Genomic DNA, 22,714 nt, shown 5'->3' with positions numbered 1-22,714 from the left:
GTTAATCACAGCCCAGTTTGGCACATTCGATGCCGCAAGGGGCCGTCCACCCATCATTCTAGGGCGGAGCGGGAAGCGAAGCGTACCGCGTAGACCCTAGTATCCATTTCGTTACCTTGGTCGAAGGCGCTGCGGAGCAGAATTCTGCACCGCAGCAACGCTTCGAAGTCACGGAATGGATTCTATGGTCTGCGCCGCGTCGCTTCGCTCCTTGCTCCGCCATAGAACGACGACGTTGGGCGGCTTCAACCAATCTCCGGCGTTTGCGCTGATTTCACGGAAAATGAACGGAAAATCCTGCGCCAAGACAAATGGCAGCCTTTCAAAATCCCTGTGTCGGGGACGCTCTCACTGGCGGCGTTTGTAACAAACGCCTATGTTTTGACGAATACCCGTTGCAAGCAACAACGAGCCGCCAAGGCCGAGGAGATTTCATGGACACCCACGCCTATCCCGTCACCCGCACCGATGCCGAATGGCGCGCCAAGCTGACGCCGGAGCAGTATGCCGTGATGCGCAACCACGGCACCGAGCGCCCCGGCAGTTGCGCCCTGCTCCATGAGAAGCGCGCCGGCACCTTCTACTGCGTCGGCTGCGACCAGCCGCTGTTCGAATCCAAGCTGAAGTTCGAGAGCGGCACCGGCTGGCCGAGCTTCAACGACCCGGTCGCGGGCTCGATCGAGACCACCGTCGACCGCAGCTACGGCATGGTCCGCACCGAATGCCATTGCGCGCGCTGCGGCAGCCATCTCGGCCATGTCTTCGAGGACGGCCCGCCGCCGACCGGCCTGCGCTATTGTATCAACGGCGTGGCGTTGCGCTTCGAGCCGACAGCTTGATGCCTCGGGAATGACTTCGCAAAGGGCGGCTCCGGCCGCACTTTTTCATGCGGGCCAGGTCTCTAAAGCAATTTCAGGAAAAGTGTGAGCGGTTTTCCGTCCGAAATTGCGTCAAAACAAGGAGATAGTGCGGTTTGCCGTTTCCGTGAAACGGTGAAACGCACTAAAGCGCGTCGCGTGAAAACGGATTCACACAACGTGCTTTAGGTGTTTGTTTGATGCATGTCGTCATCGCAAAACCGAGGTCACTTTTGCGCGACATGCATTAGACGACGGCCGTCGCGATCAGCCAGAGCGCGGAGCCCAACATCATCAGCTGCGCCTTCAGGCCGCCGCTCTTCTCCGCCGTCCGCCAGACGGCGATGGTCAGGAAGATGTTGTAGGGAACGGGGAGGAAATGCGCCGTCAGCACCAGCCAGAGCGGCAGCTTCAGCCCAAGCAGGATCAGCGCCAGCGCCGAAGAGGCGAGGCTCAGGATCGTCCCAACCAGCAGCATGTCGTGCCAGAACAGCCGGTCGAGCGGCGCTTCACCTCTCCACCGCGTACGGAAAAAGTCCGTCATCACCGGCGCCCTATCTCTGCCCCAGAACGTCGGTCACGGCTTCCTCGAAGCGTGAGCATTCCGTCACCAGCCAGTCGGTCATGGCCGGCCAGTTGTCCTCGGCATAGCAGTTCACCCGCCAAATCGAGTTGATGCCGAGACCTTCGCAGCTCTGCTCGGGCTTGAGCTTCAGCCTCGCCTCGATCGCCGGCTGGAACGGTTTCAATCGCGACCATGATTCCGTGGCGCCGAACTTCTCATTGCGCCCGAAGAAGACGCCGACATGGTTTTGCGCCGGCGCGACATACATCGAAAGGACCAAAGCGAAATCCGGCAGCCCGCGCTGCCAGAACCACGGCCCGCGTCGCGCGAGCCTTCCCTTTTCTTGCGGGTGACGTTCGGCGAACAGCACCCAGAAGCCACGATGGCGGAACTCCGAGGCGCGACGGCCGCCGAAGTCGAATTCGTTCATGGCCGGCTCCCGGCCACGAGGCTTACGCCATGCCGAGGGCGGCCTTGTAGAGATCCAGGATCGACTCTTCTTCCTGGCGCTCGGCCTGGTCCTTCTTGCGCAGCCGCACGATGGTGCGGATCGCCTTGGTGTCGAAGCCGGTGCCCTTGGCCTCGGCATAGACATCCTTGATGTCGTCGGAGATCGTCTTCTTCTCTTCCTCGAGCCGCTCGATGCGCTCGATGATGGTGCGCAGCTGGCCGGCGGCTACAGTCTGGCTGGTCTCGGTGATTTCGTCGGCCATTTTTCTCTCCGCGTCTTCTGGAGCCGTGGCGATTCCCGCCACGGCAAATTGGAGCGGGTTCCCTGCCCGAGCGGACGCGGCGGGTCAAGACACTTGTCGAGCGGCTGTGGACGGCCAGGCACATCTTAAGGTGCGTCGAGATTCAGGTCAGGCCGAGTCGAAAACGGCGGCTTCCGAGAACCGGAGCGGAGCGTACGTGAAGTACGTGAGCACCGGAAGCGCAGGAGGCCAGCGTTTGCAGGCCGGCCTCACCTGAATATCGGCGCGCCTATTTGAATGCGATCAACAGATCCTTCGCATCGATCTGGTCGCCGGCCTTGACCAGCACCTCGGCGATCTCGCCGTCGCGTTCGGCGTGCAGCGCGGTTTCCATCTTCATGGCCTCGATCGACAAGAGCACGTCGCCCGCCTTGACCACCTGTCCGGCCGCCACCGCAAGCGCCGACACGACGCCTGGCATCGGCGCGCCGACATGCCCCTCATTGCCGGGCTCGGCCTTGCGGCGCGCCTTGGCCGCGGAAGCGCCATGCGCCCTGTCCGGCACCTTGACGCGGCGCGGCTGGCCGTTCAGCTCGAAGAACACGGTGACCATGCCCTTGTCGTCAACATCGCCGAACGCCTGGCAGCGAACCACCAGGGTCTTGCCCTTCTCGATGTCGAGGAAGATCTCGTCTTCCGACTTCATGCCGTAGAAATAGGTCGGCGTCGGCAGCACGCTCACCGGCCCATAGGTCTCCTGCGCCGCGGCGAAGTCGGTGAACACCTTCGGATACATCAGCCACGACGCGAACTCGTATTCCGAGAGCTTGCGGTCGAGCTTCGTCTCGATATCCTTGCGGCTGGCCTTGAGGTCGGCTGCTTTTAGCAGTGAGCCCGGTCGAACCGTGATCGGCTTCTCGCCCTTCAGCGCCTTCTTCTGCAGCGCCGCCGGCCAGCCGCCGGGCGACTGGCCGAGATCGCCGCGCAGCATCGACACGACCGAATCCGGGAAGGCGATGTCCTTGGCCGGGTTCTCGACATCGGCGACGGTGAGATCCTGGCTGATCATCATCAGCGCCATGTCGCCGACCACCTTGGACGAGGGCGTTACCTTGACGATGTCGCCGAACATCAGGTTGACGTCGTGATAGGCCTGCGCGACCTCGTGCCAGCGCGTCTCCAGCCCAAGCGAGCGCGCCTGTTCCTTGAGGTTGGTGAACTGGCCGCCCGGCATTTCGTGCAGGTAGACTTCCGAGGCAGGCCCCTTGAGATCGCTCTCGAAGGCGGCGTACTGGTTGCGCACCGCTTCCCAATAGAAGGAGATGCGGCGGATCCATTGCGGATCGAGACCGGGATCGCGCTCGGTGCCCTTCAGCGCCTCGACGATCGAACCGAGGCAGGGCTGCGAGGTGTTGCCGGAGAAGGAATCCATCGCCGCGTCGATGGCGTCGGCGCCGCTTTCCACCGCCGCAAGCACTGTCGCCGCCGAGAGGCCCGACGTGTCGTGCGTATGGAAATGGATCGGCAGGTCGGTCGCCTCGCGCAGCGCCTTGAACAGCACGCGCGCCGCGGCCGGCTTCAGCAGGCCGGCCATGTCCTTGACGGCGATGATATGCGCGCCGGCGGCCTCCAGCTCCTTGGCCAGCCCGACATAGTATTTGAGGTCGTACTTGGCCCGCGCCGGATCGAGGATGTCGCCGGTGTAGCACATCGCCGCCTCGACCAGCTTGCCCTCGGCGCCGACCGCATCCATGGCGACGCGCATGTTCTCGACCCAGTTCAGGCAGTCGAAGACGCGGAACAGGTCGACGCCGCCGCTTGCCGCCTGCTTGACGAAATGCTGGACGACATTGTCGGGATAGTTGGTGTAGCCGACGCCGTTGGCGCCGCGCAGCAGCATCTGCAGCAGAAGGTTGGGTGCGGCCTCGCGCACTTTGCTCAGCCGCTCCCAGGGGTCCTCGGTGAGGAAGCGCATGGCGACATCGAAGGTGGCGCCGCCCCAGCATTCCAGCGAAAGCAATTGCGGCAGCGCCCGCGCATAGGTGCCGGCGATGCCGACGATGTCATGCGTGCGCATGCGCGTGGCGAGCAGCGACTGGTGGCCGTCGCGCATCGTCGTGTCGGTGACCAGCACCTGGCGCTCTGCGCGCATCCAGGTCGCGAATTTCTCGGGGCCGAGCGCATCGAGCCTCTGCTTGCTGCCCTCCGGAATATGGCCGTTGAGATAGGGCACCACCGGTGCGGCCGCATTGGCCTTCGGCATCGGCCGGCCGCGCGTCTCGGGATGGCCGTTGACGCTGACATCGGCGAGGTAGTTGAGCAGCTTGGTGGCGCGGTCCTGCCGCTTCACCTGCTCGAACAGTTCCGGCGTCGTGTCGATGAACCTGGTCGTGTAGGAATTGTCGGCGAAGCGCGGGTGGTTGATGATCGCTTCGAGGAAGGTGAGGTTGGTGGCCACGCCGCGGATGCGGAACTCGCGCAGCGCCCGGTTCATGCGCGAGATCGCCTCGCCCGGCGTCGGCGCCCAGGCCGTCACCTTTTCCAGCAGCGGATCGTAGAAGCGGGTGATGACCGCGCCAGAATAGGCGGTGCCGCCGTCGAGCCGGATACCGAAGCCTGCCGCCTCGCGATAGGCGGTGATGCGGCCATAATCCGGGATGAAATTGTGCTCCGGATCCTCGGTGGTGATACGGCACTGGAGCGCATGGCCGTTGAGCCTGATATCCTTCTGCGCCGGCACGCCCGATTGCTTCGTGCCGATGGCGAAGCCGTCGAGGATATGGATCTGCGCCTTGACGATGTCGATGCCGGTTACCTGCTCGGTGACGGTGTGCTCGACCTGGATGCGCGGATTGACCTCGATGAAATAGAACTTGCCGGTGTCGGCGTCTTGCAGGAACTCGACCGTGCCGGCCCCGATATAGCTGGTCTCATGCGCGATCTTGAGCGCATAGCCGCAAAGCTCCTGGCGCAGCTCTTCGCTGAGATAGGGCGCCGGCGCGCGCTCCACGACCTTCTGGTTGCGGCGCTGGATCGAGCAGTCGCGCTCGAACAGGTGCACGGCGTTGCCGTGGGTGTCGCCCAGCACCTGCACCTCGACATGGCGGGCGCGCTCGATCAGCTTTTCGAGATAGACCTCGTCCTTGCCGAAGGCGGCCTTGGCCTCGCGCTTGCCTTCCATGACCTCGCGCGCGAGGTCGGCCTCGGCGCGGATGGCGCGCATGCCGCGCCCGCCGCCTCCCCACGAGGCCTTGAGCATCACCGGATAGCCGATTTTCGCGGCGAGCTTCTTGACCTCGTCCATGTCGTCCGGCAGCGGATCGGTTGCCGGCACGACCGGGACGCCGACCTCGATCGCCAGGTTGCGCGCCGCGACCTTGTTGCCGAGACGGCGCATGGTTTCCGGCTTCGGGCCTATGAAGGTGACGCCGGCTTCGGCGCAGGCCTCGGCGAATTCCGGACTTTCCGACAGCAGCCCGTAACCGGGGTGGATGGCGTCGGCGCCCGACAGCCTGGCGACCCGGATGACCTCGTCGATCGACAGGTAGCTTTCGATCGGCCCCATGTCCTTGGCCAGATGCGGTCCTCGCCCGACCTGGTAGCTCTCGTCGGCCTTGAAGCGGTGCAGCGAATATTTGTCCTCCTCCGCCCAGATCGCCACGGTTTTGATGCCGAGCTCATTGGCAGCGCGGAACACGCGGATGGCGATTTCGGACCGGTTGGCGACGAGGATCTTCGTGATGGCCAAGGACTGAGCTCCAGCAGCGTAAGGGAAGATGAACCGGCGCAATGATTAGCGTGAAAATGCTGCAGTGCAAACAAATTTGAGCGACACCTAAAACGATTTAGGTCGCTTGTTTGCGCCAAACTTTTATTGCCGTTCTCCGACGACCGGCAGTGGGCGGTGGACGGGCGTTCCCGAGCACGCGGCGCGGAGCTTTCCGGTCGGCCTCACCGCAAAACGAAAATGCCCGGCGCAAGCGCCGGGCATCCCGTTCAGGTCGGCTTGAGTTTGCCGGCTTATTTCTCGAAGTAGCTGTACTTGCCGTCGTCACCCTTCTTCCATTCGTAGATGACATAGTCCGGACGGGTGATGTCGCCCTTGGCGTCGTAGCCGATCTCGCCGATGGCCGTCTTCCACGGACCGCCGGACTTGATCATTTCCGCAACCTTCTGCGCATCGTCGGCCGAACCGACCTTGGTGATGGCCTGGGCGATGATCTGCACGGCGGCATAGGAGTAGAGCGTGTAGGCTTCCGGCTCGAAGCCGGCGGCGCGGAACTTCTCCACCACTTCCTTGGCGGCCGGATTCTTGCGCGGATCCGGAGCGAAGGTGTTGAGCGTGCCGGCAACGGCGTCGCCAGCGATCGAGGCCAGTTCGTTGGAGACGATGCCGTCGCCCGAGAACAGCGGCGCCTTCAGGCCCTGATCCGCCGACTGACGGATGATCAGGCCGGCTTCGGTGTGCAGGCCACCCCAGTAGATCAGGGTAACGCCGTTTTCCTTCATCTTGGCGATGAGGGCCGAGAAGTCCTTGTCGCCGACATTGATGCCTTCATACATCACTTCCTTGATGCCGTTGGCGTTGAGGTTCTTCTTGGTCTCGTCGGCGAGGCCCTGGCCGTAAGGCGTCTTGTCGTGGACGATCGCGATCTTGGCGTCCTTGAAGTTCTTGGCGATGTAATCGCCAGCCACCTTGCCCTGCTGGTCGTCGCGACCGCAGGTACGGAAGGTGTTCCAGAGGCCACGCTCGGTGAGCTTCGGATTGGTCGCCGCCGGCGTCATGACGAGGATGCCGTTTTCCGCATAGACCTCCGACGCGGGGATCGTCACGCCCGAGTTGAAGTGGCCGTCGACATACTTCACGCCGTCGGCGACGAACTTGTTGGCGACCGAGATGCCCTGCTTGGGATCGGAGACGTCGTCGCCAATCTCGAGCTTGAGCTGCTGGCCATTAACGCCGCCCGCCGCATTGATGTCGGCGATCGCCTGTTCCGCGCCCTTCTGCAACTGCGCGCCGAAGGCGGCGTTCGGGCCAGTGATCGGACCGGCGACGCCGATCAGGAGGTCGGCGGCCCACGCGCTGCCGCTGAACGCGATAAACGCGGTCAGCGCCACGGCGGACAAGAGTGATTTTTTCATTGAAACGCTCCCATTTACGGAGTGGGCGTGGATGATACTTTCATGCGATGCCCACCCTTATCGCAGAAAGCATAGAATGCCGATTTTCAGGCACTTGTCACGCCGATTCATCCCCGAAACAGCGTAATGGTGAATGTCAACCTTTCGGTTTCCAGCTTAATAAGGAAGCTCTTTCGTAGAGCCAATTATACTGTGTGACCATCTGGTTGGTGCGCGTGTATTGATAGCCGAGGAAGCCCAGGACCATCAGCACGATGGTGTCGACGATATAGTAGTGCAGCGAGAACATCGTGCCGTCGAACAGCGCATGATGGATGAACCTTACCCCGATGCCGAGGCCGAGCATAAACAGCAACAGCCGAACGTGAGTGCCCCAGGTCTGGGCCACGGCTTTGCCGGTCATCCATGCGGCCCCGCCGCCGAGCAGCCCGGTGACAAAGAGAAAATGCCAGATCGAGGCTTCTTCGTAGATAATACCCTGCATGATGAAAACCTCTCTCAGTGATGTCCGCCTTCGAGATAGGCGGCGCGCACTTCCGGATTGGCGAGCAGTTCCTTGCCGGTGCCGCTCATCGTCACATTGCCATTGACCATGACATAGCCGCGCGTGGCGAGTTTGAGCGCGCCGAAGGCGTTCTGCTCAACCAGGAACACGGTCAGCCCCTGCGTCTTGTTGAGCTCGCGGATGGCGTCGAAGATCTGCTTGACGATCAGCGGCGCAAGACCAAGCGAGGGCTCGTCGAGCAGCAAAAGCTTCGGCCGCGCCATCAGCGCGCGCCCGATCGAAAGCATCTGCTGCTCGCCGCCCGACAGCGTGCCGCCGCGCTGGTTAATGCGCTCCTTCAGCCGCGGGAACAGCGCGAACACCTTCTCGGCGTCCTCGTCAAAATGCTTGAGGTTGTCGAGGCTGGCTCCCATCTGCAGGTTTTCCATCACCGTCATACGCGGGAAGATGCGGCGTCCCTCCGGCGACTGTGCAATGCGCATGCGGGCGATCTCGTGCGTCGGCAACTGGGTGATGTCGGTGCCGGCGAAGGTGATGGTGCCGGCGCGGGCCCGCGGGGCGCCGAAGATGGTCATCATCAGCGTCGACTTGCCGGCGCCGTTGGCGCCGATCAGCGCCACGATCTCACCCTGGTTGACGCTGACGTCGACGCCGTTCAGCGCCCGGATGTTGCCGTAAAAAGTCTGCACGCCCTTGATATCGAGCAGCGTTGTGCCGGCCATTATTTGCGCCCTCCACGCGTCGCGGGCTTGGCCGCCACTTCCTTCGCCAGCGTCTTCGCTTGGCCGATCCAGTCTTCGCGGGCAATACGCCCGTCAAAGGCGAGATAGGCCTCCGCCGCCTCGACGTCGGCCTTCTTCCAGGCCGCTATCTGGTCGAAATGGAAGATGCCGTGCTCGTTGAGCTTGCGCTCGTTGACCGGGCCGATGCCCTTGATGCGGATCAGGCTGTCTGCCTTGCCGCCACGCGGCGCGTCGAGGCGGTTGGAGATGCCGGCTTTCGCGGCCGGGGCCTTTGCGGTGGCCTTTTTCGCCGGCGCGCTTACCGGCTTCTTCGCCGCCAGCTTTGCCGCGGCCGCCGGGCTCGCAGCGGCCACCGGCTTGCTGGCGATTGACGCGGCGCGCGCATCGACCTGCGCCGCTTTCGAGGCGCCCTTCGACACCGTGACCCGCTCGCCCTCGTCGCCGTGTTCGACACTATCTGAAATCGGCCCGGCCATCATCGAAGCGGAATTTCCCGGCCCATGCGCGGAGTCGGGGCCCGTATCGAGCTGCTCGATGACATCCTCGTCGCCGACTTCGGTCAGTACTTCTGTTACTTCCTCGTCGTCGACGCCGAGATAGGCGGCGATGACGCGCGGATCGGTCCTGACCGACGCGGGGTTGCCGTCGGAAATCTTGCGGCCGTACTCGAGCACCACGACATGGTCGGAGATCTGCATCACCACCGACATGTCGTGCTCGATGAGCAGGATCGACGTGCCGGTGCTTTTGATGCCCATCAGCAGCTCGTTGAGCGCGGCCGATTCCTTCGGATTGAGGCCGGCGGCCGGCTCGTCCAGGCACAGAAGCTCCGGCCCCGTGCACATGGCGCGCGCGATTTCCAGGCGCCGCTGCGCGCCATAAGGCAGATCGCCGGCGGGATCGTCGGCGCGGTCGACAAGGTCGGCCTTCTCCAGCCAGTGCCTGGCGAGATCGATCGATTCGGCCGAAGCCCGGCGATAGCTCGGGAAGCCGAACAGGCCGAGGAAAGTGTAACCCGAGGCCTTCATCAGCTTGTTGTGCTGCGCCACCAGAAGGTTCTCCAACAGCGTCATGCCGGAGAACAGGCGGATGTTCTGGAAAGTGCGCGCCACGTTGGCGCGGGCCGGAATCTCGTGGTTGGGCAGGCGCTCGAGCAGATAGGTCGAGCCGTCGCGTTTGTTGAGCGTGATCATGCCTTCGGTAGGCTTGTAGAAGCCGGTGATGCAGTTGAACACCGTCGTCTTGCCGGCGCCGTTCGGCCCGATCAACGCGGTGATCTCGCCGCGCCTGGCCTGGAACGACAGGTCACCGATGGCGACCAGGCCGCCGAACTTCATCGACAAATGCTCGACCTGCAGAATGAAATCGCTCATGGAAGCTTGTGCGTTCATCAGCCGTGGCCCTCCTTGGTGAAGGAGGCTGAGACCGCTCTTCGCTCCTTGAGGAAGGCTGTCGGCTCGCGACTGCCGACGAAGCCGCGCGGCTTCCATAGCATGACGATCACCATGGCCATGCCGAACAGAAGCATGCGGTAGAGTTCAGGCGTGAAATCGGGACCGAAGACCCGCTTCAGGAAGTCGAGCTCTCGCAGCGCTTCAGTGCCGCCGATCATCACCAGTGCCGCTACGGCGATGCCGACCAGCGAACCCATGCCACCGAGCACGACGATGGCAAGCACTATCGCCGATTCCAGGAAGACGAAGGATTCGGGGCTGACGAAACCTTGCCGTGCGGCAAAGAACGAGCCGGCGAAGCCGCCGAACATGGCGCCGGTGGCGAACGCCGTCAGCTTGGTGGTGGTGGTGTTGATGCCGAGCGAGCGGCAGGCGATCTCGTCCTCGCGTAATGCTTCCCACGCCCTGCCGACCGGCAACCGGCGCAGCCTGATGGTAACGAAGGCGGTCAAAAGACAGAGTCCGAGGATCAGATAGTAAAGGAAGATCTTGTAATAGGCGCTCGACGTGGCGATGTGCAGCACCTTGGCGATGTAGTTCGGATCGGAGACGTTGAACGACATCAGTCCAAAGAAGGAGACCTTTGGAATGCCGGATATACCGGCCGAGCCGTTGGTCACGTCGCGCCAGTTGATCAAGACGAGGCGGATGATCTCGCCAAAGGCCAGCGTCACGATCGCCAGATAATCGCCCCGAAGCCTGAGCACCGGGAAGCCGAGCATCACGCCCCAGAAGGCGGCCATGCAGCCGGCGGCCGGAAGCAGGATCCAGAACGACAGGCCGAAATGCGTGCCGAGCAGCGCGTAGGCATACGCGCCGACAGCGTAGAAGGCGACATAACCGAGATCGAGCAGGCCGGCGAGGCCGATGACGATGTTCAGCCCCCAGGCCAGCATCACGTAGATCAGGATCTGTATGCCGAAATTGTCGACCCACTTCAGAGAGCCCTGAAAGCCTCCCGCCATCGAACCTGTTATCAGCGCAAGCACTAGCACGACGACGATCGGATAGAGCGCCAGAGCACTGATGCCCAACGCCGAGAAATGGGCGTGGATGAAGGCCCGGAAATAATACATTACCCAGGCGACGGCATAGATGATCGCCAGCGCCCGCACGAAGCGTGCGTAGCCGGCAAGGTCGGGTCCGAGCAGCCCGTCAAGCGAGCCGGCCAGCACAAACAGCAAGGCTGCGACAACGACCGCTGCTATGAAGTAAGGCGTCCTGAAGAAGCGTGCCGCCATGGTGTCGGGCAGCAGGCCTGTGTCGATGTTGGCGACCTTCAGGCTGGCCACGAAGGGCTGGCCGTAGGCGATATACAGGAAGCGGCCCACGGCAGTGGCGATGACCACTAGGGCAAGCAGGCCCCAGCGCTTCACCAGGATCAGTTCGTTGGAGATGTTCTGGTCGGTCCTGAGACCGATGAACAGCACGAACAGGCCGAGCGAGATGGCGCCCGCATAGAGCGCTTCGCGAAAAGCGCGCTGGACGGGAGTAGCGACGGTGTCGCGCTCCGAAGATACGGTAACGGCCATGCGGATCAGACCTTTTCGACTTCAGGCCGGCCCAAGATGCCGGAGGGCAGGAAGATGAGCACGATCGCCAGGATCGAGAAGGCGGCGACGTCCTTGTAGTCGATCGAGAAATAGGCCGACCACATGCTCTCGATGAAGCCGATGAGCAGTCCTCCGAGCACCGCGCCGGGCAGCGAGCCGATGCCGCCAAGCACGGCCGCCGTGAAGGCTTTCACGCCCGGCACGAAGCCGTCCGAGAACACCACGACGCCGTAATACATCAGGAACAGGGTGCCGGCGACGGCGGCAAGAGCTGCGCCCATGATGAAGGTGATGGAGATTGTGCGGTCGACGTCGATGCCGAGCAGCGCGGCCATCTTGCGATCCTGCTCGCAGGCGCGTTGCGCGCGGCCCAGCGCGGTTCGGTTGACGAGGTACCAGAAGATTGCCAGCAGCACGATGGTGACGATCACGATGATGATCTGCTTCAGGGAGATGCTGATGCCGTCGATCGTGTAGACTTGGCTGACCAGCGGCGGGATCGGCTTGTTGCGCGGCCCTTGCGTGACCTGCACGAAATTGGAAAGCGCGATCGACATGCCGATGGCGGTGATCAGCGGCGCCAGCCGGAACGAACCGCGCAGCGGCCGGTAGGCCACCTTCTCGATCGTCCAGTTGTAGAGGCTGGTCAACAGCATCGCCACGATCATCATGATCAGAAGCGCCACCACGACCGGCACCGAATAGAACAATGCGCCAAGGATCAGGAAGACGATGAGGGCGGTGAAGGCGCCGACCATGAAAATGTCGCCATGGGCGAAATTGATCATGCCGATGATGCCGTAGACCATCGTATAGCCGATCGCGATCAGGCCATAGATCGACCCCAACGTCAGCCCATTGATAAGCTGCTGGACGAAGTACTGCATATTTAAGCGGCTCCCCTGGAATGTCGCCTTTCAGGACGCATTCCTTTTCGTATTTCCCCTAGTCGTAAAGTTTCGAGCCCGGATTGCAACGTGATTTTTCAATCGCTCCGCGTGGTTTGGAAGCACGCCGTCCGATTGCCCGTTTTTTTCGCGCCCGACCCCTGGACTATTGCGGACCCTAGCATTGGCACAACGCAATGTCTTTGACGATTCAACCTTATGATGACCCCCGCATCGAAGAAATCAGCGTCAAAATAAGTTGATAAGAAGAATCCTTGCGCGGATGGGGGTGCAGCTTTTGGAACCGTCGCGGCTTCCGCAAGGTCAGGTTTCCGTCATCTGTGACGGCCATGTGACGGCAACGCGCCTTCGGTGGAAGGCACCGCGCGCGAATAGAAAAGCCTTGAAGCGAAGCCTCAGTAAGCAGAGCTGCCTTCTCCATTGAGACTGTGCTTTTCGCTCCCCTCAAGCGGCGGAAAGCGACTCCAAAGCGCATACCGGCTGATCGTCTCAGGTGACGATGAACCCGTGCGCGAACGGATCGCGGTCGTCGATGAAGATCGTGTTCAGCCCTGTCATGCGAGCCCAGCCGCCGATCGACGGAATGATCGCCGGCTTGCCTGCGACGCTGACCTCCTTTTCGACCCTGCCCTTGAACAGCGAGCCGATGATCGATTCATGGACAAAACTGTCGCCGGGTTTGAGCTTGCCCTTGGCATGGAGCTGCGCCATGCGCGCCGAAGTGCCCGTGCCGCAAGGCGAGCGGTCGATCGCCTTGTCGCCGTAGAAGACGGCATTGCGCGCGTCGGCCTCGGCATGTTTGGGCTTGCCGGTCCACAGCATGTGCGACAGCCGGTTGATGCCGGGATTCTCCGGATGCACGAAGGAGTACTTTTCGTTGAGCCGCTGCCGCACCACCGGACTCCAGGCGATGAGGTCGCCGGCCGTATGATCGGCCATGTCCCGGTAATTCTGCTGCGGCTCGACGATGGCGTAGAAATTGCCGCCATAGGCGACATCGACGCTGATCTCGCCGAGCACCGGGCATTCGACGGTCAGGCCTTCGGCATAGAGGAAGGAAGGCACATTGGTGATGCGCACCTCCTCGACATATTCGCCGACTTGGCTGTATTCGGCGATGACCAGGCCGGCCGGCGTGTCGAGCCTCAGCACGCCCGGCGTCTTCGGCTTCACCAGCCCATGCTCGATCGCCATCGTTACCGTGCCGATGGTGCCGTGGCCGCACATCGGCAGACAGCCCGAGGTCTCGATGAACAGGATGGCGATGTCGCAGTCCTCGCGCGTCGGCGGATAGAGGATCGAGCCCGACATCACGTCATGGCCGCGCGGCTCGAACATCAGACCGGTGCGGATCCAGTCATATTCGGCGAGGAAATGCGCCCGCCGCTCCATCATCGTCGAACCCTCGAGCAGCGGCCCGCCGCCGGCGACAAGCCGCACCGGGTTGCCGCAGGTGTGGCCGTCGATGCAGAAGAAGGATTTTTTGGCCATCATATTCTCTTTTTCAGAAACGCTGCGCGCGGAACGGGGTGAGATCGAGCGGCGGAGTCTGCCCGAGAACGAGATCGCGGATCAAGCGGCCGGTCGCCACCGACTGGGTCAGGCCGAGATGGCCGTGGCCGAAGGCGTAATAGACGTTTGGCGCGCGCGCCGCGCCGATCACCGGCAGTGAATCCGGCAGCGAGGGGCGAAAACCCATCCACTCGCGGCCACCCGACGGATCGAGCCCGGGCAGGAAACGTTTTGCTTTCTCCAGCATCGCCTTTGAACGGGCGAAGTTGGGCGGCCGCTCGATGCCACCGAGCTCGACCGCGCCACCGACGCGTATTCCTGTTTCCAGCGGCGTGATGACGAAGCCATGCCCGGAAAAGATCAGCTGCCGCTTCACGTCGAACGCGGACACCGGCAGCGTCGTGTTGTAGCCGCGCTCGGTTTCGAGCGGGATACGGTCGCCGAGATCCTTTGCCAGGAGATGCGACCAGGCCCCGGCGGCGATCAGGAGCTTCTTCGCCGTGCGCCTGGTGCCGTCGGCCAGAACGATCGTCGCGCCGTTCGCGCCCGCCTCCACGCGCTCGACCCGCGCATGCTCGAAACGGGCGCCGAGCTTTTCCGCATAGGCCCAGACCGCCTTGCCGAGCAGCTTGGGATCGGCGACCGTTTTCCAGCTGGGCACGAAGGTGCCCTTGACGAAGCGTGGCGCAAGGCCCGGCTGGAGTGCGGCCATCTCCTCGCCCTCGACATGGCGGAAGCCGATGCCGAAACGCTCGCGCTCGGCCCAGCCGGACAGCGAGGCGCGGAACTCCGCCTCGCTCTCATAGAATTCGAGCGAGCCATCCTCGCGCAGCATCGGCCGCGTGCCGGAGCGGTCGAGCAGGTCCATCCATTCGGCTTCGGCGAGCTTCATCATGCCGACCTGCGCCGCCAGGCTCGCCTCGTAATGCTTGGCTGCGCCCGCCCGCCAGAAGCGGATCAGCCAGGGCAGGAGTTTGGGCAGATAAGCCGGCGGAATGGCCAACGGCCCCAGCGGATCGGCGAGCCACTTCGGCAATTGCCGGATCATCCCCTTATGCGCCAGCGGCAGCACGTCGGAGAAGGCGAAGGCGGCGGCGTTGCCGGAGCTCGTCTCCTCGCAGATGCCGGTGCGGTCGAAGACGGTGACGCTGCGACCCACTTCTGAGAGCAGGGCCGCGGCGCAGATGCCGACGATGCCGCCGCCGATGATGGCGATGTCTTCCTCTTCTCCCCGCTCACGGGGAGAAGATGTCCCAGTAGCGGAGCGGAGCCCTTGTCCTGGGGAGTTGGAATTTCCTGGCACGTCGGTGCTGTCCTTTACTCGGCTGCGACCATCTTCTCCGCCGATCGAGGAGACAGCTGGAGCGACGGCAGCGTCGGCCGCACCGCCAGCGCATCCCGCACGATCTTCTCGACCGCTTTGCGGCGTTCGCCCGACAGCGGCTGGCGCGGCATGCGCACGCGATCATTGGTACCGATCGCCAGCACTTCGGCAAGCTTGATGTTTTGGACCAGATAGGTCGAGACATCGAGGTCGAGCAAGGGCCGGAACCAGCGATAGATCGCCAGCGCCTCCTCGCGGCGGCCCTGCCGCATCAGCTGATAGATGGCGACCGTCTCGCGCGGGAAGGCGGTGACGAGACCGGCGACCCAGCCGATGGCGCCGACCGACAGCGCCTCGAAGGCGAGATTGTCGACGCCGGTGAAGAGATCGTAGCGGTCGCCAAACCTGTTGATGATCTCGGTCGAGCGGCGGATGTCGTCGGAGGATTCCTTGATGGCGACGAAGCGCTTGTCCGACGCCAGTTCCTCCATCAGGTCGACGGTGACGTCGACGCGATAGGCGAGCCGGTTGGAATAGATCATCACCGGCAGGTCGCCGGCTTCCGCGACGGCGCGAAGGGCGGCGACCGTCTCTTGCGGGTCGGTGTGGTAGATCGGGCTCGGCACCACCATCAGCCCGTCGGCGCCTTCCTCGGCGGCGCGCTTGGCGATAACAGCCGCCTCACGGGTGCCGGGCTCGTTGACGGTCAAAAGCACCGGCTTCTTGCCGGCGACTTTCTGCGCCGTCTTCAGCACCTCGATCTTCTCGTCAGGCGACAGCATCGGCCCTTCGCCGAGCGAACCGCACACGATGATGCCGTCGCAGCCGGCCTCCATCTGTAGCCCGTAGCAGCGCTCCATCTCGGCAAGGTCGAGACGGTCGTCGGTGGTGAATTTGGTCGTGACGGCGGGGAAAACTCCGGTCCACATGGCTTGTCTCTCCTCTGATATATCAGCCGTATATCTATTAAGGATTGGCGAGTCAACGCTGAATCGATTATGATATATGAAAAATATATCAGGAGCCCGCCGTTGATCTCCCCACTGATATCCGCTGAGGCGAACGCGACCTTCGAGCCGGCCGCGACCAAGGCCTATCGCGCGCTGGAGCACATGATCGTCACGCTCGAACTGGCGCCGTCGAGCTTCGTCACCGAAGGCGCGCTGATCGAGCGGCTGGGCCTCGGACGCACCCCCGTGCGCGAGGCGATCCAGAGGCTCGCCTGGGAAGGACTTCTGGACATTAGACCCCGCGCGGGTATCGCGGTCGCTCCACTTCACGCCGGCGACTGGCTGCGGGTGCTGGATGCGCGGCGCGGCATCGAGGTGGTGCTCGCCCGTTCGGCCGCCCGCTTCGTCACCCGCGAGGCCGCCGACCTGTTCCACGAGGCGGCGCTCGCGATGCAGAAGGCGGTGATCTCCGGCAACGTGCTTGCCTTCATCCAGGCCGACAAGGCGCTCGACGAAGCGCTGGCCATCGCCGCCGACAACCCCTTCGCGGCGCGCGTCGCCGCCCCCTTGCAGACGCACAGCCGCCGCTTCTGGTATCGCTACAAGGCCGACACCGGGCTCGCCGAATCGGCCGAGCACCACGTGGCGCTGATCCGTTCCATCCTAGACGGCGACGAGGAAGGCGCAGCCAAGGACGCCAAGAAGCTGATGGCGCTGCTGCGCGGCCATGCCGAGGTAGCCGCCACACGGTGAACGGGGTCAGCGCCTGACCCCTCAGCCGCCCGGCTGCCCGACCGCGGTGGCCCGCGTGTCTTCCCATCCGTCGCCCGCCGCCAGGATGCAACTCTGGCCTTTGACGTCGGTCATCAGGATGGTCCAGGTCCCGCTCGGCGAGACGAACACCTCGAAGATGGCGGCTTGTCCGGCCACACCGTAGCCCAACCGCTTCTCCTCGAATGCCGCCGCCAGCCTCGCGACCAGATAGTCATGGCCGCCGCAGATCACTTGCGCCCACGCCGGCAATGCCGACAGCGCCATCACGGCGCCGACAGCTGTAAGCTTGACCCACCGAAACGAAAAATCGCGTGCCATGGGGCACCTCCTTCGCCTTCGCATTCCGGCAAGGGAGGCACATTCGGCCGCCTCAGTATGCCGGAAGGCTCCAGGCCGGATTGGACGTCTTCATCACGTCGCTCCTTCTGGTTTCCGGTCTGTCCCAGGGAGATCATGACTCCCTGGATTCGATATGGTGAAGTCCCGACCCTAAAACAAGCGTCATCCTTGGCCTGTTGGGGCTGCCCTCGGGCACGCCCATTTTCTGGTCCAGTTCCCTGCGGGACAACCGCTGTCGAATGGCCATCCGGAGACGGTCGCCACGCCCCATCCGGGCTCGACGTCAGCTCCCGCTGGATTCCTTTTGCGCCGCCCATTTCAACAAGGCATCGAGAGCCGGGCAAAGGGCTTGGCCCCAATCGGTCAGGCAATACTCGACCTTTGGGGGTACTTGATGGTGAACGATGCGGCGGACAATCCCGTCGGCCTCCATCTGCCGAAGCTGTTGGATTAGCATCTTTTGCGAGATCGCGGGAATAGCCCGTTCGAGGTCGGAGAAGCGCAGCACCTTGCCGCCGAACAGATGAAACAGGATCACCAGTTTCCACCGGCCCTCGAGAATACGCAGCACGTTCTCGACACCGATCGCCGCGGACGAAGGCGTCAAAGTCGCAGACTTACTTTCAGGTAAGTACCTTACTTTTTCGTCGGTTCTTGTCATTTCCACAGCATAACGCAATTTAGAGACCGGACAAGCTCCGACGCCTCGACGAGCGCCGGAACCCAAACGGAGATAAGCCATGACCAGAGACCTTCCCTGGCCGCTGACGGCCTATTTTGCCGCCAATAACCGTCACGACATCGACGCCATGCTCGCCGTTTTCTCGCCGGACGCCAAGGTCCGAGATGAAGGCGAGACGTATAGCGGATCGGCCGCCATCCGCGCCTGGATGGAGGCGACCACGCGCAAGTACCGGGTGACGGTCGAAGTCGCCGATGCCGCCCTCAATGGCGATGCATGGCGGGTCGCCGGTATCGTCTCTGGCAATTTTCCCGGCAGCCCGGCGACGCTTCATTACAATTTCACCCTGGCCGGCGACCGGATCGAGAAGCTGGAGATCGGCGCATGACCATCCGGCAGAAGTTCGAGATCGACGGCCACGAACTCGCGGGCAAGCGCGTCTTGGTCACCGGAGGCACCAAAGGCGCGGGCGAAGCCATCGTCCACCGGCTAGCCGCGGCGGGCGCGACGGTCGCCACGACCGCCCGCTCGGCGAGCGGGACATCGTCGTCCACGCTGTTCGTGCGGGCCGACGTCAGCACCCTGGAAGGCGCAACCGAAGTTGCCGCGGCCACGATCGACCGGTTTGGCGGCGTCGACATCATCGTTCACAGCGTCGGCGGATCGAAGAGCCCGGGCGGCGGATTTGCGGCGCTCTCCGATCAGGCCTGGCAGGAGGAACTCAGCCTCAACCTGTTAGCCGCCGTCAGGCTGGACCGCTTGCTCGTCCCCCGAATGGTGGAGCAAGGCTCAGGCGCGATCGTCCATATCTCGTCGATCCAGCGTCGGCTGCCGCTGCATGAATCCACCATGGCGTATGCGGCCGCCAAGGCTGCGCTTTCCGCATACAGCAAGGCATTGTCCAAGGAGCTTGGCCCCAAGGGTATACGCGTCAACACCGTGGCGCCGGGCTGGATCCATACCACCGCATCGGAAGCCATGGTCAAGCGCCTGGCCGCTCACGCCGGTTCGGACGAGGAAACCGCGCGTCAAAGTATTATGGAGGCACTCGGCGGCATCCCGATCGGTCGGCCGGCATGGCCACAAGAGGTCGCAGAGCTGGTGGCGTTTTTGGTTTCGGATCGCGCGTCGGCGATCCACGGCGCCGAATATGTCATCGATGGCGGCACGATCCCGACGGTCTGAGCGGCGCCAGGCCTCTCTGCATCGCAGCCGTTGGTTCAAGCGCCTGGCATCGCCGCCGTGATCGTCGGGCTGTCCCAACCCTCACCGACGGAGAGCACGCAACTTTGCCCCTTGGTGTCAGAAGCGAGCACGGTCCAGCTTCCCTGATCGGAAACGAAGATCTCGAGCACGACGTTCGGATTGATCAGGCCGCGCCCGGCTTCGCTCTCGTGAAACTTGGCGCCAAGCGCCTTGATGATATCCGCGCGCGCCGCGCATTGTGCCGCCGCATTCGCCGGCGCGATTCCACCGGTTATCACCGCCGCCGCAGCCAGCATTGTCGCCATAAGAAATCGTGTCATCTGACACCTCCTCGCGCCAGACGAGAACCCCGGCTGCCACCGGCGCTGTTTGATTGCCTGCGCATGGCAGGAATACAGCCTAAGACGGAGGGTGGTCTGTTGGTTCCATCACACGGCAATGGAATTATTAGAAGGTGCGGATGCACCCTGGACGCGTCGCGCCGGAAAGCATGTGCCTAGAGTTGTACTGCGCCATGCTACGACCTCCTGGGCGACGGTTTTTAGGCGCCGCGCCCGTGGGTCCTATGGCACCCATAAAAAAGAAGCGCGGTTTGCACCGCGCTTCCTCAATCTTGGTTAGGAACTCCGTCCGGTCAGTTCATCGTCGGGATGACGAACTCGGCGCCGTCCTTGATGCCGGACGGCCAGCGCGAGGTGACCGTCTTGGTCTTGGTGTAGAAGCGGAACGCGTCCGGGCCGTGCTGGTTGAGGTCGCCGAAGGACGACGCCTTCCAGCCGCCGAAGGTGTAGTAGGCGATCGGAACCGGGATCGGCACGTTGACGCCGACCATGCCGACCTGGACTCTGGATGCGAAGTCGCGCGCGGCATCGCCGTCGCGGGTGAAGATGGCGACGCCATTGCCCATCTCGTGGTCGTTGGCGAGCTTGATCGCGTCCTCGTAGCGCGGCGCGCGCACCACCGAGAGCACCGGCCCGAATATCTCTTCCTTGTAGATGCGCATGTCGGCGGTGACGTTGTCGAACAGGCAGCCGCCCATATAGTAGCCGTTCTCATAGCCCTGCATCTTGAAGCCGCGGCCGTCGACGACGAGCTTGGCGCCTTCCTTGACGCCGATGTCGACATAGCCCTTGACGCGCTCCAGCGCCTGGGCCGTCACCAGCGGGCCGAAATCGGCGGCAGAGTCCGTCGACGGGCCGACCTTCAGGCTTTCCACGCGCGGCACCAGCTTTTCCATCAGCCGGTTGGCGGTGTCGTTGCCGACCGGCACGGCCACCGAGATCGCCATGCAGCGCTCGCCGGCCGAGCCGTAGCCGGCGCCGATCAGCGCATCGACCGTCTGGTCCATGTCGGCGTCGGGCATGATGATCATGTGGTTCTTGGCGCCGCCAAAGCACTGCACGCGCTTGCCGGCCGCGGTGCCACGCGAATAGATGTAGTGCGCGATCGGCGTCGAGCCGACGAAGCCGATCGCCTTGATGTCCGGATCGTCGAGGATAGCGTCGACCACTTCCTTGTCGCCGTTGACGACATTGAGGATGCCCGCCGGCAGGCCGGCCTCGATGAACAATTCGGCGATGCGGATCGGCACGCCCGGATCACGCTCGGACGGCTTCAGGATGAAGGCGTTGCCGCAGGCGATGGCCGGCGCGATCTTCCACAGCGGGATCATGGCCGGGAAGTTGAACGGCGTGATGCCGGCGACGACGCCGAGCGGCTGGCGCATCGAATAGACGTCGATGCCGGGGCCGGCGCCGTCGGTAAACTCGCCCTTCATCATGTGCGGGGCGCCGATGCAGACCTCGACCACTTCGAGGCCGCGCTGGATGTCGCCCTTGGCGTCGGCGATGGTCTTGCCGTGCTCGCGCGCCAGGATGTCGGCCAGCTCGTCATAGTCGCGGGCGACCAGTTCGAGGAATTTCATCAGCACGCGCACGCGGCGCTGCGGGTTGGTGGCGGCCCATTTCGGCTGCGCCGCCTTGGCGTTCTCGACCGCGGCGCGCAGTTCCGCCTGCGAAGCGAGCGCCACCGTGCCGCGCACGGAACCGTCCATCGGCTGCATCACATCCTGCTTGCGGCCGCTGGTGCCGGCGACACGCTTGCCGCCGATGAAATGACCGTATTCGATCATGCTTTCTCTCCCTTTTCTGGTGATGGCGCATTGTCCGCCTTTGCGGCCGCGATGGCAACGCGAGGAAGATCGCAACCGTTGTGCGAAAAATAGACAACGACGCCGGAGTGTGCATTAATTGTCGCAATACCTCCTGCGAGGATTTCTCAGGTTGAGTTTTGTCACGCCCCCCTCTGTCCTGCCGGACATCTCCCCCTCTAGGGGGGAGATCAGATGTCGCGGCGGGTTTCGCCAATCGCCGATGCAGAAGAAGGCGCCGCTGGCGAAGCTGCTAATCTCCCCCCTAGAGGGGGAGATGTCCGGCAGGACAGAGGGGGGCGTGAAGGAACGCGACCTTGCTAATCACAGCGCGGACCACGCCCATGAACTGGGATGACGTCCGCATCTTCCTCGCCGTGGCGCGTGCAGGGCAGATCCTCGGCGCGGCGAAGCGGCTGGAGCTCAACCATGCGACCGTCTCGCGCCGCATCGTCGCGCTCGAGGAAGCGCTCAGGACAAAGCTCTTCCGCCGCCTGACCACCGGCAGCGAACTGACCCCGGCCGGCGAGCGCTTCCTCGACATAGCCGAGCGCATGGAAGGCGACATGATCGCCGCGCGCTCGACCATCGCCGGCGAGGGCGACGACATTTCGGGAACCGTGCGCATCGGCGCGCCCGACGGATTTGGCGTCGCTTTCCTGGCAAAGCGGCTGGGCGAGCTGACGGCGCTGCATCGTGAGCTCACCATCCAGCTGGTGCCGGTGCCGCGCTCCTTCTCGCTGTCCAGGCGCGAGGCCGATATCGCGATCACCGTCGAGCGGCCGACCGAAGGGCGGCTGGTGGCCGGCAAGCTGGTCGACTACACGCTGGGTCTCTTCGCCTCCCGCGCCTATGCCGACGCCAACGGCCTGCCCAAGACGCCGGCCGAGCTCGGCAGCCATACGCTGATCGGCTATGTGCCGGACCTGATCGTCAGCCCCTCGCTCGACTATGCCGCCGAGTTCAGCGCGGAATGGCGCACCAGCTTCGCCATCTCCTCGGCGCTCGGCCAGGCCGAGGCGGTTCGCTCCGGCGCCGGCATCGGCATCCTGCATACTTTCGTCGCCCGTTCGATGCCGGAGCTTGTGCCCGTCGACATCGTCGCGCCCATCCGCCGCGCCTACTGGCTGGTCTATCACGAATCGGTGAGGCCGCTGCGCCGCGTCCAGCTCGTCGCAAACTTCATCACCAAGGCGGTGGAGCGGGAACGGGGCCTGTTTGTTTAGGGCATGGTCCAGGACCGCTTAAGCGAAACATACCAGTTCCCCGGTACAGAAATCTTGACCGATCGGCTCTGTTTGCATTGGCAGGTGGCATGCCTTGGAGATTGGCCGAAACGCCCATCGCGATCGTCATTCT

Annotated in this window: 22 protein-coding genes; 5 read left to right on the top strand and 17 right to left on the bottom strand. The window is 63.4% G+C overall.

Annotated elements, in window-relative coordinates:
- Positions 1-434 precede the first annotated feature (434 nt).
- Entirely contained in the window at positions 435-839 is a 405-nt protein-coding gene (msrB, locus tag RFM52_RS31885; RefSeq protein ID WP_320297636.1) for a peptide-methionine (R)-S-oxide reductase MsrB, read from the top strand.
- 265 nt (positions 840-1,104) lie between these two features.
- Here the strand turns inward: msrB and RFM52_RS31880 are convergent, their stop codons facing one another.
- The 13 genes from RFM52_RS31880 to RFM52_RS31820 all read right to left on the bottom strand — a co-directional run bounded on the left by RFM52_RS31880 (position 1,105) and on the right by RFM52_RS31820 (position 16,184).
- Positions 1,105-1,401, bottom strand: a complete 297-nt coding sequence (locus RFM52_RS31880; protein ID WP_320297635.1) for a hypothetical protein — start codon at positions 1,399-1,401, stop codon at positions 1,105-1,107.
- Between the two features lie 10 nt (positions 1,402-1,411).
- Positions 1,412-1,852 carry a hypothetical protein gene (locus RFM52_RS31875; protein WP_320297634.1) on the bottom strand — a complete coding sequence of 147 codons (441 nt, stop codon included), beginning with the start codon at positions 1,850-1,852 and terminating at the stop codon, positions 1,412-1,414.
- Positions 1,853-1,874: 22 nt separating this feature from the next.
- A complete protein-coding gene (locus tag RFM52_RS31870) occupies positions 1,875-2,135 on the bottom strand; it encodes a DUF2312 domain-containing protein (protein WP_095767239.1) in 261 nt (86 codons plus the stop codon).
- A 268-nt stretch (positions 2,136-2,403) separates the two neighbouring features.
- The gene (gene pyc, locus RFM52_RS31865; RefSeq protein ID WP_320297633.1) at positions 2,404-5,862 is read right to left on the bottom strand and encodes a pyruvate carboxylase; all 3,459 of its coding nucleotides are present in this window, start codon (positions 5,860-5,862) and stop codon (positions 2,404-2,406) included.
- 272 nt (positions 5,863-6,134) lie between these two features.
- Positions 6,135-7,256 (bottom strand): branched-chain amino acid ABC transporter substrate-binding protein, encoded by a 1,122-nt coding sequence (locus RFM52_RS31860; RefSeq protein WP_320297632.1) that lies wholly within the window; start codon positions 7,254-7,256, stop codon positions 6,135-6,137.
- A gap of 136 nt (positions 7,257-7,392) precedes the next feature.
- Entirely contained in the window at positions 7,393-7,740 is a 348-nt protein-coding gene (locus tag RFM52_RS31855) for a DUF6867 family protein (RefSeq protein WP_320297631.1), read from the bottom strand.
- Between the two features lie 14 nt (positions 7,741-7,754).
- Entirely contained in the window at positions 7,755-8,483 is a 729-nt protein-coding gene (locus tag RFM52_RS31850; RefSeq protein WP_320297630.1) for an ABC transporter ATP-binding protein, read from the bottom strand.
- Positions 8,483-9,895: an ATP-binding cassette domain-containing protein gene (locus RFM52_RS31845; protein ID WP_320297629.1), complete on the bottom strand. Its 1,413-nt coding sequence runs from the start codon at positions 9,893-9,895 to the stop codon at positions 8,483-8,485. Before RFM52_RS31845 ends, RFM52_RS31850 begins: the two co-directional genes overlap by 1 nt.
- Complete coding sequence (livM, locus tag RFM52_RS31840; protein ID WP_320297628.1) at positions 9,895-11,490, bottom strand: high-affinity branched-chain amino acid ABC transporter permease LivM; 1,596 nt, start codon at positions 11,488-11,490, stop codon at positions 9,895-9,897. The genes RFM52_RS31845 and livM overlap by 1 nt, the downstream gene beginning before the upstream one ends.
- 5 nt (positions 11,491-11,495) lie before the next feature.
- A complete protein-coding gene (locus RFM52_RS31835) occupies positions 11,496-12,398 on the bottom strand; it encodes a branched-chain amino acid ABC transporter permease (protein ID WP_320297627.1) in 903 nt (300 codons plus the stop codon).
- Positions 12,399-12,908: 510 nt separating this feature from the next.
- Positions 12,909-13,910, bottom strand: a complete 1,002-nt coding sequence (locus RFM52_RS31830; RefSeq protein ID WP_320297646.1) for a 4-hydroxyproline epimerase — start codon at positions 13,908-13,910, stop codon at positions 12,909-12,911.
- Positions 13,911-13,923: 13 nt separating this feature from the next.
- Positions 13,924-15,234, bottom strand: coding sequence for an NAD(P)/FAD-dependent oxidoreductase (locus tag RFM52_RS31825; RefSeq protein WP_320297626.1), 1,311 nt, complete (start codon positions 15,232-15,234; stop codon positions 13,924-13,926).
- 14 nt (positions 15,235-15,248) lie between these two features.
- Complete coding sequence (locus RFM52_RS31820) at positions 15,249-16,184, bottom strand: dihydrodipicolinate synthase family protein (protein WP_320297625.1); 936 nt, start codon at positions 16,182-16,184, stop codon at positions 15,249-15,251.
- 69 nt (positions 16,185-16,253) lie between these two features.
- Between RFM52_RS31820 and RFM52_RS31815 the strand changes: the two genes are divergently transcribed.
- Positions 16,254-16,958 (top strand): GntR family transcriptional regulator, encoded by a 705-nt coding sequence (locus RFM52_RS31815; RefSeq protein WP_320297624.1) that lies wholly within the window; start codon positions 16,254-16,256, stop codon positions 16,956-16,958.
- A 21-nt stretch (positions 16,959-16,979) separates the two neighbouring features.
- Here RFM52_RS31815 and RFM52_RS31810 read toward each other — a convergent pair whose 3' ends face one another.
- Positions 16,980-17,297, bottom strand: coding sequence for a hypothetical protein (locus tag RFM52_RS31810; protein ID WP_320297623.1), 318 nt, complete (start codon positions 17,295-17,297; stop codon positions 16,980-16,982).
- A 304-nt stretch (positions 17,298-17,601) separates the two neighbouring features.
- The gene (locus RFM52_RS31805) at positions 17,602-17,979 is read right to left on the bottom strand and encodes a winged helix-turn-helix transcriptional regulator (protein ID WP_320297645.1); all 378 of its coding nucleotides are present in this window, start codon (positions 17,977-17,979) and stop codon (positions 17,602-17,604) included.
- 79 nt (positions 17,980-18,058) lie between these two features.
- Here RFM52_RS31805 and RFM52_RS31800 point away from each other — a divergent pair, with 79 nt between their 5' ends.
- Both RFM52_RS31800 and RFM52_RS31795 read left to right on the top strand, forming a co-directional pair.
- Complete coding sequence (locus RFM52_RS31800) at positions 18,059-18,388, top strand: nuclear transport factor 2 family protein (RefSeq protein WP_320297622.1); 330 nt, start codon at positions 18,059-18,061, stop codon at positions 18,386-18,388.
- Positions 18,385-19,185: an SDR family oxidoreductase gene (locus RFM52_RS31795; protein WP_320297621.1), complete on the top strand. Its 801-nt coding sequence runs from the start codon at positions 18,385-18,387 to the stop codon at positions 19,183-19,185. Before RFM52_RS31800 ends, RFM52_RS31795 begins: the two co-directional genes overlap by 4 nt.
- Before the next feature lie 35 nt (positions 19,186-19,220).
- Here RFM52_RS31795 and RFM52_RS31790 read toward each other — a convergent pair whose 3' ends face one another.
- Positions 19,221-19,526 carry a hypothetical protein gene (locus RFM52_RS31790; RefSeq protein WP_320297620.1) on the bottom strand — a complete coding sequence of 102 codons (306 nt, stop codon included), beginning with the start codon at positions 19,524-19,526 and terminating at the stop codon, positions 19,221-19,223.
- Between the two features lie 314 nt (positions 19,527-19,840).
- Positions 19,841-21,337: a CoA-acylating methylmalonate-semialdehyde dehydrogenase gene (locus RFM52_RS31785; RefSeq protein WP_320297619.1), complete on the bottom strand. Its 1,497-nt coding sequence runs from the start codon at positions 21,335-21,337 to the stop codon at positions 19,841-19,843.
- A 362-nt stretch (positions 21,338-21,699) separates the two neighbouring features.
- Here RFM52_RS31785 and RFM52_RS31780 point away from each other — a divergent pair, with 362 nt between their 5' ends.
- Positions 21,700-22,581: a LysR family transcriptional regulator gene (locus RFM52_RS31780; RefSeq protein WP_320297618.1), complete on the top strand. Its 882-nt coding sequence runs from the start codon at positions 21,700-21,702 to the stop codon at positions 22,579-22,581.
- Positions 22,582-22,714 lie beyond the last annotated feature (133 nt).

It is taken from the genome of Mesorhizobium humile (assembly GCF_033977215.1).
GTDB lineage: Bacteria > Pseudomonadota > Alphaproteobacteria > Rhizobiales > Rhizobiaceae > Mesorhizobium > Mesorhizobium humile.
This window is presented reverse-complemented; position numbering and strand designations above follow the sequence as displayed.